Annotated in this window: 23 protein-coding genes; all 23 read left to right on the top strand. The window is 40.2% G+C overall.

The features are described 5' to 3' along the window. Nucleotides 1-218: 218 nt before the first annotated feature. Nucleotides 219-1,397, top strand: coding sequence for a serine hydrolase domain-containing protein (locus ACK2WI_RS05135; protein ID WP_373865685.1), 1,179 nt, complete (start codon nucleotides 219-221; stop codon nucleotides 1,395-1,397). A 19-nt stretch (nucleotides 1,398-1,416) separates the two neighbouring features. Beyond that, nucleotides 1,417-1,776 carry a CoA-binding protein gene (locus ACK2WI_RS05130; RefSeq protein WP_093100417.1) on the top strand — a complete coding sequence of 120 codons (360 nt, stop codon included), beginning with the start codon at nucleotides 1,417-1,419 and terminating at the stop codon, nucleotides 1,774-1,776. A 319-nt stretch (nucleotides 1,777-2,095) separates the two neighbouring features. Then, nucleotides 2,096-3,328, top strand: a complete 1,233-nt coding sequence (locus ACK2WI_RS05125; protein WP_409149975.1) for a glycoside hydrolase family 88 protein — start codon at nucleotides 2,096-2,098, stop codon at nucleotides 3,326-3,328. A 175-nt stretch (nucleotides 3,329-3,503) separates the two neighbouring features. Beyond that, the gene (rplC, locus tag ACK2WI_RS05120) at nucleotides 3,504-4,121 is read left to right on the top strand and encodes a 50S ribosomal protein L3 (protein WP_093100415.1); all 618 of its coding nucleotides are present in this window, start codon (nucleotides 3,504-3,506) and stop codon (nucleotides 4,119-4,121) included. A 5-nt stretch (nucleotides 4,122-4,126) separates the two neighbouring features. Then, nucleotides 4,127-4,756 (top strand): 50S ribosomal protein L4, encoded by a 630-nt coding sequence (gene rplD, locus ACK2WI_RS05115; RefSeq protein ID WP_093100413.1) that lies wholly within the window; start codon nucleotides 4,127-4,129, stop codon nucleotides 4,754-4,756. Between the two features lies 1 nt (nucleotide 4,757). Beyond that, nucleotides 4,758-5,048, top strand: coding sequence for a 50S ribosomal protein L23 (gene rplW / locus ACK2WI_RS05110; protein ID WP_093100412.1), 291 nt, complete (start codon nucleotides 4,758-4,760; stop codon nucleotides 5,046-5,048). A gap of 6 nt (nucleotides 5,049-5,054) precedes the next feature. Beyond that, the gene (gene rplB, locus ACK2WI_RS05105) at nucleotides 5,055-5,879 is read left to right on the top strand and encodes a 50S ribosomal protein L2 (RefSeq protein WP_093100410.1); all 825 of its coding nucleotides are present in this window, start codon (nucleotides 5,055-5,057) and stop codon (nucleotides 5,877-5,879) included. After that, a complete protein-coding gene (rpsS, locus tag ACK2WI_RS05100) occupies nucleotides 5,879-6,145 on the top strand; it encodes a 30S ribosomal protein S19 (protein ID WP_002997495.1) in 267 nt (88 codons plus the stop codon). The genes rplB and rpsS overlap by 1 nt, the downstream gene beginning before the upstream one ends. Nucleotides 6,146-6,151: 6 nt before the next feature. Further along, nucleotides 6,152-6,583: a 50S ribosomal protein L22 gene (gene rplV / locus ACK2WI_RS05095; protein WP_093100409.1), complete on the top strand. Its 432-nt coding sequence runs from the start codon at nucleotides 6,152-6,154 to the stop codon at nucleotides 6,581-6,583. 11 nt (nucleotides 6,584-6,594) lie between these two features. Continuing rightward, nucleotides 6,595-7,386, top strand: a complete 792-nt coding sequence (gene rpsC / locus ACK2WI_RS05090) for a 30S ribosomal protein S3 (protein ID WP_093100407.1) — start codon at nucleotides 6,595-6,597, stop codon at nucleotides 7,384-7,386. Nucleotides 7,387-7,437: 51 nt separating this feature from the next. Beyond that, nucleotides 7,438-7,860 (top strand): 50S ribosomal protein L16, encoded by a 423-nt coding sequence (rplP, locus tag ACK2WI_RS05085; RefSeq protein ID WP_093100405.1) that lies wholly within the window; start codon nucleotides 7,438-7,440, stop codon nucleotides 7,858-7,860. A gap of 92 nt (nucleotides 7,861-7,952) precedes the next feature. Next, a complete protein-coding gene (gene rpmC / locus ACK2WI_RS05080) occupies nucleotides 7,953-8,171 on the top strand; it encodes a 50S ribosomal protein L29 (protein WP_093100404.1) in 219 nt (72 codons plus the stop codon). A 13-nt stretch (nucleotides 8,172-8,184) separates the two neighbouring features. After that, nucleotides 8,185-8,439 (top strand): 30S ribosomal protein S17, encoded by a 255-nt coding sequence (rpsQ, locus tag ACK2WI_RS05075; protein ID WP_013665010.1) that lies wholly within the window; start codon nucleotides 8,185-8,187, stop codon nucleotides 8,437-8,439. Beyond that, nucleotides 8,439-8,807 carry a 50S ribosomal protein L14 gene (rplN, locus tag ACK2WI_RS05070; protein ID WP_002997484.1) on the top strand — a complete coding sequence of 123 codons (369 nt, stop codon included), beginning with the start codon at nucleotides 8,439-8,441 and terminating at the stop codon, nucleotides 8,805-8,807. The genes rpsQ and rplN overlap by 1 nt, the downstream gene beginning before the upstream one ends. Nucleotides 8,808-8,809: 2 nt before the next feature. Further along, complete coding sequence (gene rplX / locus ACK2WI_RS05065; protein ID WP_093100402.1) at nucleotides 8,810-9,154, top strand: 50S ribosomal protein L24; 345 nt, start codon at nucleotides 8,810-8,812, stop codon at nucleotides 9,152-9,154. Continuing rightward, nucleotides 9,154-9,723, top strand: coding sequence for a 50S ribosomal protein L5 (rplE, locus tag ACK2WI_RS05060; protein ID WP_093100401.1), 570 nt, complete (start codon nucleotides 9,154-9,156; stop codon nucleotides 9,721-9,723). The genes rplX and rplE overlap by 1 nt, the downstream gene beginning before the upstream one ends. Continuing rightward, a complete protein-coding gene (gene rpsN, locus ACK2WI_RS05055) occupies nucleotides 9,716-9,985 on the top strand; it encodes a 30S ribosomal protein S14 (RefSeq protein WP_093100399.1) in 270 nt (89 codons plus the stop codon). Before rplE ends, rpsN begins: the two co-directional genes overlap by 8 nt. A 141-nt stretch (nucleotides 9,986-10,126) precedes the next feature. Further along, a complete protein-coding gene (rpsH, locus tag ACK2WI_RS05050) occupies nucleotides 10,127-10,525 on the top strand; it encodes a 30S ribosomal protein S8 (RefSeq protein WP_093100397.1) in 399 nt (132 codons plus the stop codon). A gap of 18 nt (nucleotides 10,526-10,543) precedes the next feature. Continuing rightward, on the top strand, nucleotides 10,544-11,098 hold the full coding sequence (gene rplF, locus ACK2WI_RS05045; RefSeq protein WP_093100396.1) for a 50S ribosomal protein L6: 555 nt from the start codon (nucleotides 10,544-10,546) through the stop codon (nucleotides 11,096-11,098). Between the two features lie 5 nt (nucleotides 11,099-11,103). After that, the gene (rplR, locus tag ACK2WI_RS05040; protein WP_093100394.1) at nucleotides 11,104-11,457 is read left to right on the top strand and encodes a 50S ribosomal protein L18; all 354 of its coding nucleotides are present in this window, start codon (nucleotides 11,104-11,106) and stop codon (nucleotides 11,455-11,457) included. A 13-nt stretch (nucleotides 11,458-11,470) separates the two neighbouring features. Further along, nucleotides 11,471-11,989 carry a 30S ribosomal protein S5 gene (rpsE, locus tag ACK2WI_RS05035; protein WP_093100392.1) on the top strand — a complete coding sequence of 173 codons (519 nt, stop codon included), beginning with the start codon at nucleotides 11,471-11,473 and terminating at the stop codon, nucleotides 11,987-11,989. A 4-nt stretch (nucleotides 11,990-11,993) separates the two neighbouring features. Next, complete coding sequence (gene rpmD / locus ACK2WI_RS05030) at nucleotides 11,994-12,173, top strand: 50S ribosomal protein L30 (RefSeq protein ID WP_093100390.1); 180 nt, start codon at nucleotides 11,994-11,996, stop codon at nucleotides 12,171-12,173. Between the two features lie 110 nt (nucleotides 12,174-12,283). Beyond that, nucleotides 12,284-12,730 (top strand): 50S ribosomal protein L15, encoded by a 447-nt coding sequence (rplO, locus tag ACK2WI_RS05025; protein ID WP_093100388.1) that lies wholly within the window; start codon nucleotides 12,284-12,286, stop codon nucleotides 12,728-12,730. Nucleotides 12,731-12,733: the final 3 nt, after the last annotated feature.

Genomic DNA, 12,733 nt, shown 5'->3' with positions numbered 1-12,733 from the left:
TCCTTTCCTTAATTTTTACCGAATTGCAATATGTGAAAAATTGAACCGTTTACTAATTATCAGGAATTAATACTGATAATGGGGCAATACTTTAATGTAACTATACTTTTATCAAAAGAAAGCTAATTTTAATTGTAATTTGTCACAATATATAGTAATTTGTCTTGATAATCATTAGAGATTACTAGCATTAAAAGAATCAGATTAGGAGCGTGTCAATAAAAAATTTATTATTCGTATTGGGGTTGGGGACATTTGCGATGTTCTCCTGTTCTTCGCCAGAAGCAAAACAAAAAGAGATAAAAATAGATCAGGCCAAAAAAGATAGTGTTGCACTGATTTATGATTCCACGAAAGCAGATAAGCAGATCGATGCTTTTATGCAAAACCTACACAAGAAATCCGCATTTAATGGGAATGTATTGGTAGCCAAAAAAGGAAAGATTCTTTATCAGAATTCCTTTGGCTGGGCCGATTATCTTTTGAAAGATAGTTTGAACATCAATTCTCAGTTCGAGTTGGCTTCTGCATCTAAGCCTATCACAGCTTTGGGCGTGATGAAACTGGTGCAGGAAGGAAAGCTGAAATTGGAAAATACGGTCAACGATTTTTATCCTGATTTCCCGTATCCAGGGATTACCATTTCGCAATTGCTTTCTCACCGTTCTGGGTTACCAAACTATGTTTACTTTTCTGAAGAAGCATGGCCAGATCGCAAAAAGCCGATGTCCAATCAGGATGCAATGAGCCTCCTGATCGAAAAGCATCCCAACCGTTATGGTGCCCCAGATGGTAGGTTCCATTACAACAACTCAAACTTTATGGTCTTAGCTTCCATTATTGAAAAAGTAACTGGAAAAGACTTTGCCGTATACATGAAGGAAAACATCTTCGATCCTGCCGGCATGAAACATACTGCGGTATATTCGACAGCGGTGTACGAGAAGACCCCTTCCAATGTTATGGGACATGATAAGGTATGGCGCCGCTCAGTAGTCCGCAATTATTTAGATGGGCCAGTTGGCGACAAGGGTATTTACAGTACCGTTCAAGACATGTACTTATTGGACAGGGCGATCAATGAAGGCCGCTTGGTCAATAAAGGCGTGCTGGATTCTATGTATATGCCTAGAAGTGATGCAAAACGCAGCTTATTCAGCTATGGGTACGGCTGGCGTACCTTTAGCCCACCCGATAATCCTATCGTATACCATACGGGTTGGTGGCATGGATTCAAGAGCCTTTACGTGCGTGACCTGAAAAACGATGTGACCATAGTTTTGTTAACTAATATGGCAAATGGCAGTTTGAATCACCTCGATGATTTGTATAAAATCTTAGAAATGCCTATTTTGAGACAAAATGCTTATAACTCAAGTGGAGAATTAGTAAATTAAGATAACCTAACAACAATATATGAAAAAGACCTTGATTTTAGGTGCGAGTACCAATCCGGCAAGATATTCGTATTTGGTGGCCAATAAATTGGCTAGAAAAGGACATCCAATCGTGAATGTTGGACGTAAGACAGGAAAAGTTGCTGGCGTAGAGATCGAACCTGCAGAGGATATTCATACCGACATAGATACGATGACCTTATATGTAGGTCCGCAGAACCAGCCTCAATACTATGATTATATCTTGAAGACCAAGCCGAAGCGTATTATTTTCAACCCTGGTGCTGAAAATGCTGAGCTAGCAGACAAAGCTAGGGAGAATGGGATTGAAGTCGTAGAAGCTTGTACTTTAGTGATGCTGAATACCGGACAATACTAATCCAAAGCTTAAAGATTTAGTAAAAGGACAATGATTTTTCATTGTCCTTTTTTGTTGGATCTGTTCGGGTCTCATTCGAGACACATTCGAGACACATTCGGGAAATCTTCCGGTTTGCTCCGAATTTGCTAGCCCCACGGTCTGGTCCATTTTGCGAAAATTCCGAATGTGTCCCGAACAAGATCGAATGATCAATCCTTACCAATGCTGTTGCTTTTATCCTGAATGAAAACGTTGTAGTAAATAATTGTTTATTTTTTGTTTTTATATGACTATTTTGTTATTCCTAAAGAATATCAATTTATTTAAAACCATTAATATGAAAGGCATTTTTTCAACCTTAGCCATTTGTTTGATTAGCTTACAGGTCTCAGTCGGGCAGGAGCGTGACCTGAAACTGAGTTCCAAATTTGTTGATGATCAGCTTAAGACTTCCGCTGAGCAATACCAAAATTTAGTTTCCGTCGTACCTGAAAATAAATTCCCCAAAACTTTTGAAGGGGGAAAACAGGAATTTTCCAATTCTGCTTGGTGGTGTTCCGGATTTTATCCCGGCACCTTATTGTACCTTGGCGAAGCGACTTCGGATCCTAAACTAAAACAGGCCGGACTTGATAAGCTGAAGGACCTAGAAAAAGAACAGTACAATAAAGGAACCCATGACCTGGGCTTTATGCTGTTCTGTAGTTTTGGAAATGCCTTGAGATTGACCGGCGACAGCACGAAATACCAGCCGATACTGGAGACAGGAGCTGAATCCTTGAGCAGCCGTTTTAACCCTACGACAAAGACCATCCGTTCTTGGGACCATAATGTATGGAAGTTTCCAGTGATCATCGACAATATGATGAACCTGGAGTTCCTGATGCAGATGGCAAAGACTACCGGCAACAAGAAATATTCAGATATCGCGATCACCCATGCGAACACAACCTTAAAGAACCATTTCCGTAAAGATAATAGTTCTTACCATGTGATCGATTATGATCCGCAATCTGGCGCTGTGCTTGCCAAGCAGACTGCACAAGGTGCGGCCGATGAATCGGCTTGGGCTAGGGGACAGGCTTGGGGCTTGTACGGATATACCATGATGTACAGGGAAACCAAGGATAAGGCTTATTTGAATCAGGCAAAGAAGATTGCCAACTATATATTGAAGAGTCCAAACCTACCGGAAGACCTGGTTCCATATTGGGACTTTGATAAGGATAAGATCCCGACTGGCGATAAGACCTATTCCAGAAGAAGCCTGCGGGATGCTTCGGCGGCCGCTATCATTGCCTCTGCACTGATCGAGCTATCTCAATATACCAAAGGCAAAGAGTCTACAGAATATCTGAGAAAGGCCGAAGGCATGCTTAATAGTTTATCTTCAAGCGCTTATTTTGCGAAGAAAGGGACCAATGGGGGCTACTTATTGGAGCATAGCGTAGGGGCATTGCCCTTGGATTCGGAGGTGGATGTGCCATTGACTTATGCCGACTATTATTATGTCGAGGCTTTAGTCAGGTATCAACGACTATTAGATGGCGAGCCAGCCATCAAAATATAGAAAAGAGAATATTTTGGAGCCCCGGAAAAAAACCGGGGCTATTTTTTTTAAAAATAATTGACTAACTGTTTGATAGTTATAAAATTGTTTGTACTTTTGCAGTCCCTAAATGGGGAATTGTGTCTTGAGCGAAGCCCTACTGCTTCGATGGACGTTTAATTAATTAATTTATAACATGTCAGGAATTATTGGTAAAAAAGTAGGAATGACCAGCCTGTTCAATGCTGAAGGGAAGAATATCCCTTGTACAGTAATCGAGGCTGGGCCGTGCGTGGTTACGCAGATACGTACGGAAGAGAAGGATGGTTATTCGGCAGTTCAACTTGGCTTTGATGAAGCTAAAGAAAAGAACACGACAGCCCCTCTAAAAGGACATTTTGCAAAGGCAGGAGTTAGTCCTAAGCGTAAACTAGTTGAATTCAAAACTTTCACAGATGAGAAGCAACTAGGAGACATCGTTGATGTTACTTTATTTGAAGAAGGCGAGTACGTAGATGTAGTTGGTACTTCTAAAGGTAAAGGATTTCAAGGTGTAATGAAGCGTCATGGCTTTGGTGGTGTAGGTGGTGCGACTCACGGTCAGCACAACAGACTACGTGCACCAGGTTCATTGGGAGCTTCATCTTGGCCTTCAAGAGTATTCAAAGGAATGCGTATGGCGGGTCGTACAGGTGGCGAGAGAGTAAAAGTTCAAAACTTACAGATTTTGAAAGTTTACGCTGAACAAAACCTAATTGTTGTTAGTGGTTCCGTACCAGGAGCTAAGGGTTCATATGTAATCGTAGACAAATAGTAGAGATGGAAGTTAAAGTATTAAATTTATCAGGAAAAGAAACAGGTGCCAAGGTGCAACTTCCTGAATCGGTATTCGGTGTAAAGCCTAGCGACCATGCGATCTATTTGGATGTGAAACAATACTTAGCGAACCAACGCCAAGGTACACACAAATCAAAACAACGTAATGAAATCGCGGGTTCTACTCGTAAATTACACAAACAAAAAGGAACAGGTGGTGCTCGTGCGGGTTCTATCAAATCTCCATTGTTTAATGGTGGTGGTCGTGTATTCGGTCCTCAACCTCGTGACTATAGCTTCAAATTGAACAAAAAATTAAAGCAATTAGCACGTAAATCTGCATTATCTTACAAAGCACAAGAGAACAATGTTGTGGTATTGGATGAAGTGAACTTCGATTCAATCAAAACTAAGAACTACGTTGCTTTAGTAAATGCATTAAACCTTGCTGACGAGAAAACTTTATTGGTATTGCCAGCATACAATAACAATGTTTATTTATCAAGCAGAAACTTGAAGAAAGCAAAAGTTATCGTAGCATCAGATTTGAATACATACGATGTATTGAACGCTACGAAATTATTGTTAACTGCAGATTCTGTTAAAACTTTGGAGGAAGCATTCGCTAAATAATATGGAAATTATCAAAAAACCTATTTTAACTGAGAAAGCTTCATTGTTAACGGAAAAATTAAACCGTTACGCTTTCAAAGTAGATCATAGAGCAAACAAGATTCAAATCAAAGCTGCAGTAGAGCAAATGTTTGGTGTAACTGTATTAGCAGTAAACACAGCAGTTGTTGCGGGTAAGGCAAAAAGCCGTTACACGAAAGCAGGATTTGTTTCAGGAAGAAGCCCTAAATATAAAAAGGCCATCATTACAGTTAAAGATGGTGAAACTATTGACTTTTACAGTACACTATAATAAGAAATGGCAGTTAAAAGATTCAAACCGGTTACCCCTGGTACTCGCTTCAGAGTAGGTGCTGATTATTCAGACGTTACAACTAACGTTCCTGAGAAATCATTAGTAGTTAGCATCAAGAAATCAGGTGGTCGTAATAACTCCGGTAAAATGACTATGCGTTACATCGGTGGGGGACACAAAAAATCATACCGATTAATAGATTTCAAACGCGATAAAAAAGATATCCCTGCAAAAGTTGCTACCATTGAGTACGATCCAAATCGTACTGCACGTATTGCATTATTGCACTACGCAGATGGTGAGAAACGTTACATCATTGCACCAGCTGGATTAACAGTAGGTCAAACAGTGATCGCAGGCGAATCAGTAGCCCCAGAAGTAGGTAATACTATGCCATTGGCAAACATCCCATTGGGTTCGATCATCCACAACATCGAATTGAATCCAGGACAAGGTGGTTCCATTGCACGTTCAGCAGGTACATATGCACAATTGTCTGCACGTGATGGTAAGTATGCTATTATCAAATTGCCTTCAGGCGAGACTCGTATGATTTTATTGACATGTGTTGCTACGATCGGTTCGGTATCGAACGCAGAGAAAGCAAACCAAGTATTGGGTAAAGCAGGTCGTAAACGTTGGTTAGGTCGTCGTCCTAGAGTTCGTGGTGTTGCGATGAACCCGGTTGATCACCCTATGGGAGGTGGTGAAGGACGTTCATCAGGAGGTCACCCACGCTCACGCACAGGTGTATTAGCTAAAGGCTACAAAACACGCTACAAGAAGAAAACATCGAATCGTTACATCATTGAGAGAAGGAAAAAATAATGGCTCGTTCAATTAAAAAAGGTCCTTATATCGATCACAACTTAGAAAGAAAAGTTCTTTCTATGAATGAAACAAACAAGAAATCAGTAATCAAAACTTGGTCTCGTAGATCAATGATTTCACCTGATTTTGTTGGTCATACCTTCGCAGTGCACAACGGGAATAAATTCATTCCGGTTTATGTAACAGAAAATATGGTTGGTCACAAGCTTGGTGAATTTGCGCCTACGCGTACTTTCAGAGGCCACGCAGAAAAGAAAAAATAATAGGTAATGGAAGCAACAAAAAAACTCAAAAAGTCTGTTTTAATTAAGCAGCGCAAGGAGCAGGCAAAAGCTCAAGTAGGAGGAGCTTCTACTGCCAAGTTATTGAATTGCCCTACTTCACCTCGTAAGATGCGTCTAGTAGTGGATCTTATCCGTGGACAGAAAGTAGAGAACGCACTTTACATCCTTAAACATTCAGGTAAAGAAGCTTCAATCCGCGTTGAGAAATTATTATTATCAGCGATCAAAAACTGGGAAGCACACAACGAAGGTTCTTCTGTAGAAGACGGTGGATTGTTTGTTAAGGAAGTATCTGTAGGTGGCGGTCGTCAATTGAAGAGATTACGTCCAGCACCACAAGGTCGTGGCTATAGAATTCGCAAGCGTTCAAACCATGTAACTTTGGTAGTAGACAGTATTAATAACGTTAACAACTAATAATATTAAGAATGGGACAAAAAGCAAATCCAATAGGTAGCAGATTAGGAATCATCAAAGGATGGGATTCTAATTGGTTCGGAGGCAACAACTATTCTGATAAGTTGGTTGAGGACGAAAAAATAAGAAAATATCTTTCTGTACGTATCGCAAAAGGCGGTGTAGCAAAAGTTGTTATTGAGAGAACGTTGAAACGTATCACTGTAACGATCCATACTGCACGTCCAGGAATCGTAATTGGTAAAGGTGGTCAAGAAGTTGATAAGATCAAAGAAGAGTTAAAGAAATTAACTAAGAAAGATGTTCAGATCAACATTTTTGAGATCAAACGCCCAGAATTAGACGCAAAACTAGTTGCAGAAGGCATTGCTAAGCAATTAGAGGCACGTATTTCATTCCGTCGTGCAATGAAAACTGCGATTGCATCTACAATGCGCATGGGAGCAGAAGGTATCAAAGTAATGTGTTCAGGTCGTTTAGGTGGTGCTGAGATGGCACGTACCGAGCAGTACAAAGAAGGAAGAACTCCTCTACACACATTGCGTGCTGATATCGACTATGCTTTAGCAGAAGCATTGACTACTTACGGTAAGATTGGCGTAAAAGTTTGGATCTGTAAAGGTGAAGTTTACGGCAAGAGAGATTTATCTCCAAACATTGGTCAGGCATCAGGCGTGAAATCACGTGGTGGCAACGAAGGTGGTGAAAACAACAACCGTCGTGACAACCGTGGTGGTCGCGGTGGAAACCGTGGCGGACGTCGTGATAACAACCGTGACAACCGTGGAGGTAAAAGAGATTAATTAATAACAAGATTTAGATTATCTGTTCAACAGATTTAAAAAAATACGAACATGTTACAGCCAAAAAGAACGAAGTTCAGAAAGATGCAGAAAGGGCGCATGAAAGGTAATGCCACTCGTGGAGCGGAATTAGCTTTCGGATCTTTCGGTATCAAATCAATGGAATCAGCATGGATCACAAGCCGTCAGATTGAGGCTGCTCGTATTGCGGTAACTCGTTATATGAAGCGTGAAGGACAAGTTTGGATCCGCATTTTCCCTGACAAACCGGTTACCAAGAAACCTGCAGAGGTACGTATGGGTAAAGGTAAGGGTGCTCCAGAATATTGGGTAGCCGTAGTGCGCCCAGGCCGTATGTTATTTGAAGCAGAAGGCGTTCCATTGGAAATCGCTAAAGAAGCATTACGCTTAGCTGCACAAAAATTACCGGTTCAAACGAAATTTGTGATACGTAGAGATTACGTTGAAGCATAATAATCGTCGGTAATGTCAAGAGTCTAGCCTTACTGCCGTTACCAGTAAGGCCGCTTTAACACTCGAGATAACCCGGCACAACAAATTGAAAAATGAAAAATTCAGAAATCGTAGAATTATCAACTGAGGATTTAACAGCTCGTCTTGCTGAAGAGAAAGCTGCCTTAAACAAATTGAAATTTGCACATGCTGTTTCTGCTATTGAGAATCCAAACGTGATCAAAGCAGCTCGCAAAACTATCGCTCGTCTCGCTACTGAGATTTCAAAGCGTAATAATGCAGCAAAATCTGAAACAGCCGCTGAGGCATAAAATTTAAGTCGAAATGGAAAGAAATTTAAGAAAAACAAGAATCGGCTTAGTAGTTAGCAACAAGATGGACAAATCTATCGTAGTAGCGGTTGAACGTAAAGTGAAACACCCTATTTACGGTAAATTCGTTAAGAAAACTACTAAATTTAAAGCTCATGACGAACAAAATACCTGCGGTATCGGCGATACGGTATTAATTATGGAAACACGTCCGCTGAGTAAAACTAAGAACTGGAGATTAGTAGAAATTTTAGAAAGGGCTAAATAATGGTACAACAGGAATCAAGACTAAATGTAGCTGACAACAGCGGAGCTAAAGAAGTTTTAGTAATCCGTGTGTTAGGCGGTACGCGCAAGCGTTATGCATCTATCGGTGATAAAATTGTTGTTACCGTAAAGAGCGCACTACCTTCAGGAAACGTGAAAAAAGGATCAGTTTCAAAAGCAGTTGTAGTTCGTACGAAAAAAGAGATCCGTCGTAAAGATGGTTCTTACATTCGCTTCGATGACAACGCTGCAGTATTGTTAAATAATAACGATGAACCTCGTGGAACACGTATCTTCGGCCCAGTTGCCAGAGAATTGCGTGAGAAACAGTTCATGAAAATTGTATCATTAGCACCGGAGGTTTTATAATTATGGCACAGAAAACAAACAAACCTACTCACAAGATCAAGATCAAAAGAGGAGATTTAGTGAAAGTTATCGCTGGTAACTCTAAAGGTGTTCAAGGTAAAGTATTACAAGTTATTATTGAAACCAACAGAGCAGTTGTTGAAGGCGCTAACATTGTGAAGAAACACACTAAACCTAGCGCAGCTAACCCGAACGGTGGTATCATCGAGAAAGAAGCTGCAATCAACATCTCTAACTTAGCTTTAATCGATCCTAAGACTGGTAACCCTACCCGTGTTGGACGTAAAGTTAATGCAGATGGCAAAATAGTTCGTTACGCAAAAAAATCAGGGGAGGAAATTAAATAATGACTTACGTACCAAGATTAAAAGCGAAATATGCGGAAGAAATCCGTACAGCGCTTAAGGAAAAATTCCAGTATAAGAGCGTTATGCAAGTTCCTAAACTGGAGAAAATCGTAGTATCACAAGGTATCGGTGCCGCTACTGCAGACAAGAAATTGATCGACAACTCTATCACGGAGTTGACTACGATCACTGGTCAGCAAGCAGTTCCTACGAAATCTAAAAAAGATATCTCGAACTTCAAATTGCGTAAAGGTATGCCTATTGGTGCTCGCGTAACCTTACGTGACAACAATATGTACGAATTCTTAGATCGTTTAATCGCGGTTTCTTTACCACGTATTCGTGACTTCCGTGGAATCAACGATAAAGGATTTGACGGACATGGTAACTACAATTTGGGTATTACTGAGCAGATCATCTTCCCTGAGATCAACATTGACAAGATCAACAAGATCCAAGGTATGGACATCACTTTCGTAACTTCAGCTAAGAACGATATCGAAGCTTTAGAATTATTGAAACAATTCGGTTTACCATTCAAAAACCAAAACACGAATAACAATGGCTAAAGAAGGATTAAAAGCACGCGAAGTAAAGCGTCAGAAATTAGTAGCAAAATTTGCAGAGAAACGTGCAGCTTTGAAAGCAGCAGGTGATTATGCAGCTTTAGATAAATTACCAAAGAATGCATCCCCAGTAAGATTGCACAACCGTTGTAAATTAACTGGACGTCCTAAAGGATATATGCGTCAATTCGGTATCTCACGTGTAACATTCCGTGAGATGGCCCTAGACGGAAAAATCCCAGGAGTGAAAAAAGCTTCTTGGTAATCAAAAAAATATAATTACTTTTGCCCGGATAAACCACGAACTGTGGTTTATCGGGTTTTTTTTGCATTGCAATATTTTAACCGATAAAAGGTCTGTGGCTTCGGTTAGTCATGGAAACCATTATCACAATTTTTATACAAAATGAATACAGATCCAATAGCGGATTACCTTACCCGAGTAAGGAATGCCATCAAGGCCAACCACAGGGTTGTTGAAATTCCTGCATCGAACCTTAAAAAAGAAATCACAAAAGTTCTTTTCGACAAAGGTTACATTGCTAATTACAAATTTATTGAAGAAGGTCCTCAAGGTTCAATCAAGATTGCCTTGAAATACCATCCAATTAGCAAAGTACCGGCTATTCGCACTTTGACACGTGTGAGTAAACCTGGTTTAAGAAAGTATGCAAGTGTTGACAGCATCCCTCGTGTATTAAACGGTTTAGGAATTGCGATTTTGTCTACTTCGAAAGGAGTAATGTCAGACAAAGAAGCTGCCGTACAAAACGTTGGTGGAGAGGTTTTATGTTACATTTATTAATCTAGGAAAAAGCACAGAATGTCAAGAATTGGAAAAGCGCCTATCGCTATACCTTCGGGTGTAACGGTTACAGTATCAGATAAGAATCTGGTAACTGTTAAAGGCCCTAAAGGTGAATTAACACAACAAGTAGACCGCGACATTACCGTTAAACAAGAAGATGGTAATATCGTTGTGTCACGTTCAACAGAACAAAAAAAGCACAAAGCATTACATGGCTTATACCGCGCCCTATTGAGCAATATGGTTGTAGGTGTAACCGAGGGATACAAAACTACCCAAGAACTAGTTGGTGTTGGTTACCGTGCAGCAAACACAGGTAATACGCTAGAGTTAACTTTAGGTTTCTCTCACCAGATTGTATTCGTATTGCCACAGGAAATTAAAGTAACAACAACTGCTGATAAGGGTAAGAACCCAACTATCACTTTGGAATCTATCGACAAGCAATTGATCGGTCAAGTAGCGGCGAAAATCCGTAGCTTCCGTAAGCCAGAGCCATACAAAGGTAAAGGTATCAAGTTTGCAGGTGAAGTATTAAGAAGAAAAGCAGGTAAATCAGCTAAAAAATAATAACCATGGCAGGAATTAAATCAACTCGCAGAGAGCGAATCAAAAAAGGAATTAGAAAACACCTGGCTGGATCAACTGAACGTCCTCGTTTGACGGTTTTTAGAAGTAACAAAGGCATCTACGCACAGATCATCGACGATACTACGGGTAAAACTATCGCTTCAGCATCAACTTTGTCAAAAGAGTTTGCTGGATCAGGTAACAAAGTAGATCAATCGAAAGAAGTAGGTAAATTGGTTGCTGAGAAAGCGGTTGCAGCAGGAATTAGCAAAGTAGTTTTTGACCGTAATGGGTACTTATACCATGGCCGTATCAAATCATTGGCTGAAGGTGCTCGCGAAGGCGGTTTAGACTTTTAATTAAAGAAGAAAAATGGCATTAAGCAATATTAAAAGAGTAAAATCAAGCGAAATCGAATTAAAAGATCGCTTAGTAAGCATCCAGCGCGTAGCCAAGGTGACCAAAGGTGGTCGTACCTTCAGTTTCTCAGCTATTGTTGTAGTTGGAGATGAGAACGGTATCGTAGGATACGGATTAGGAAAAGCTAAAGAGGTTACTGAAGCTATCACTAAAGGTATCGATGATGCAAAGAAAAACTTAGTAAAGGTTCCTATTATCAAAGGTACAGTACCTCATGAGCAATACGGTAAATATTCAGGTGGTTCAGTTTTGATCAAACCAGCTGTAAGTGGTACCGGAGTATTGGCAGGTGGTGCGATGCGTGCGGTATTGGAGTCTGCAGGCATTACAGACGTATTAGCAAAATCATTAGGTTCTTCAAACCCACACAACGTGGTAAAAGCAACTATCGATGCATTAGCTAACATGCGTGACGCTTATACAGTAGCGCAAACACGTGGTGTCGATTTAAACAAAGTATTTAACGGTTAATATCATGGCAAAAATTAAAATCACCCAGATAAAGAGCGTTATCGACAGAAGCGAGCGCCAAAAGAAAACTATCGAAGCATTAGGTTTGAAGAAAATCAACCATTCGGTAGAAGTTGAAGCTACAGCAGCAATCATTGGAATGGTTCGTAAAGTGAACCACCTAGTAGCTGTAGAATCCATTTAATAAGAATAGATGGAAAGGATACTCACTTCCTTTCCATTCTTTGTTAATAAATTTATGGAATGCTAAGGCCTGTTTAGTGAGAGCGAAGGCGTAGCACAATTTGATTAAAAATGAACTTAAGTAATCTAAAACCAGCAGCTGGTTCAATTAAAACTAAAAAACGTATTGGTCGTGGACAAGGATCTGGCCGTGGTGGTACTTCAACTCGTGGTCACAAAGGAGCAGGATCTCGTTCAGGTAACTCTACGAAAATCGGTTTCGAAGGTGGTCAAATGCCTCTTCAACGTCGTGTACCTAAATTTGGTTTTAAGAACATCAACCGTGTAGAATATGTAGGTGTTAACTTAGATGTTTTGCAAGCTATCGTTGAGAAATACAGCTTAACTACTGTAGATTTCGATACTTTGAAAGAGCACGGATTAGTTTCAAAAAATGACTTAATTAAAATCTTAGGTCGTGGCGAGTTCACCGCAAAAGTAGAAGTAAAGGCCCATGCATTTTCAGCTTCAGCTCAAAAAGCTATCGAAGCAGCAGGTGGTTCTATCGTTAAATTGTAATAA

It is taken from the genome of Sphingobacterium sp. BS-2, from assembly GCF_046161205.1.
GTDB classification, from domain to species: domain Bacteria; phylum Bacteroidota; class Bacteroidia; order Sphingobacteriales; family Sphingobacteriaceae; genus Sphingobacterium; species Sphingobacterium mizutaii.
The sequence above is the reverse complement of the archived record's forward strand: the minus strand, read 5'-3'. Positions and strand labels throughout refer to the sequence as shown.

Excerpts from the sequence above, each read along its gene's own strand:
- rplE (WP_093100401.1), top strand. The coding sequence starts at position 9,154 with ATGACTTACGTACCAAGATTAAAAGCGAAATATGCGGAAGAAATCCGT.
- rpsS (WP_002997495.1), top strand. The coding sequence starts at position 5,879 with ATGGCTCGTTCAATTAAAAAAGGTCCTTATATCGATCACAACTTAGAA.
- rplV (WP_093100409.1), top strand. The coding sequence starts at position 6,152 with ATGGAAGCAACAAAAAAACTCAAAAAGTCTGTTTTAATTAAGCAGCGC.
- rpsC (WP_093100407.1), top strand. The coding sequence starts at position 6,595 with ATGGGACAAAAAGCAAATCCAATAGGTAGCAGATTAGGAATCATCAAA.
- rplR (WP_093100394.1), top strand. The coding sequence starts at position 11,104 with ATGGCAGGAATTAAATCAACTCGCAGAGAGCGAATCAAAAAAGGAATT.
- rpmD (WP_093100390.1), top strand. The coding sequence starts at position 11,994 with ATGGCAAAAATTAAAATCACCCAGATAAAGAGCGTTATCGACAGAAGC.
- rpmC (WP_093100404.1), top strand. The coding sequence starts at position 7,953 with ATGAAAAATTCAGAAATCGTAGAATTATCAACTGAGGATTTAACAGCT.
- rplX (WP_093100402.1), top strand. The coding sequence starts at position 8,810 with ATGGCACAGAAAACAAACAAACCTACTCACAAGATCAAGATCAAAAGA.
- rpsE (WP_093100392.1), top strand. The coding sequence starts at position 11,471 with ATGGCATTAAGCAATATTAAAAGAGTAAAATCAAGCGAAATCGAATTA.
- rplO (WP_093100388.1), top strand. The coding sequence starts at position 12,284 with ATGAACTTAAGTAATCTAAAACCAGCAGCTGGTTCAATTAAAACTAAA.
- ACK2WI_RS05125 (WP_409149975.1), top strand. The coding sequence starts at position 2,096 with ATGAAAGGCATTTTTTCAACCTTAGCCATTTGTTTGATTAGCTTACAG.
- rplP (WP_093100405.1), top strand. The coding sequence starts at position 7,438 with ATGTTACAGCCAAAAAGAACGAAGTTCAGAAAGATGCAGAAAGGGCGC.
- rpsN (WP_093100399.1), top strand. The coding sequence starts at position 9,716 with ATGGCTAAAGAAGGATTAAAAGCACGCGAAGTAAAGCGTCAGAAATTA.
- rplW (WP_093100412.1), top strand. The coding sequence starts at position 4,758 with ATGGAAATTATCAAAAAACCTATTTTAACTGAGAAAGCTTCATTGTTA.
- ACK2WI_RS05130 (WP_093100417.1), top strand. The coding sequence starts at position 1,417 with ATGAAAAAGACCTTGATTTTAGGTGCGAGTACCAATCCGGCAAGATAT.
- rplN (WP_002997484.1), top strand. The coding sequence starts at position 8,439 with ATGGTACAACAGGAATCAAGACTAAATGTAGCTGACAACAGCGGAGCT.
- rplC (WP_093100415.1), top strand. The coding sequence starts at position 3,504 with ATGTCAGGAATTATTGGTAAAAAAGTAGGAATGACCAGCCTGTTCAAT.
- rpsQ (WP_013665010.1), top strand. The coding sequence starts at position 8,185 with ATGGAAAGAAATTTAAGAAAAACAAGAATCGGCTTAGTAGTTAGCAAC.
- rplB (WP_093100410.1), top strand. The coding sequence starts at position 5,055 with ATGGCAGTTAAAAGATTCAAACCGGTTACCCCTGGTACTCGCTTCAGA.
- rplD (WP_093100413.1), top strand. The coding sequence starts at position 4,127 with ATGGAAGTTAAAGTATTAAATTTATCAGGAAAAGAAACAGGTGCCAAG.
- rpsH (WP_093100397.1), top strand. The coding sequence starts at position 10,127 with ATGAATACAGATCCAATAGCGGATTACCTTACCCGAGTAAGGAATGCC.
- rplF (WP_093100396.1), top strand. The coding sequence starts at position 10,544 with ATGTCAAGAATTGGAAAAGCGCCTATCGCTATACCTTCGGGTGTAACG.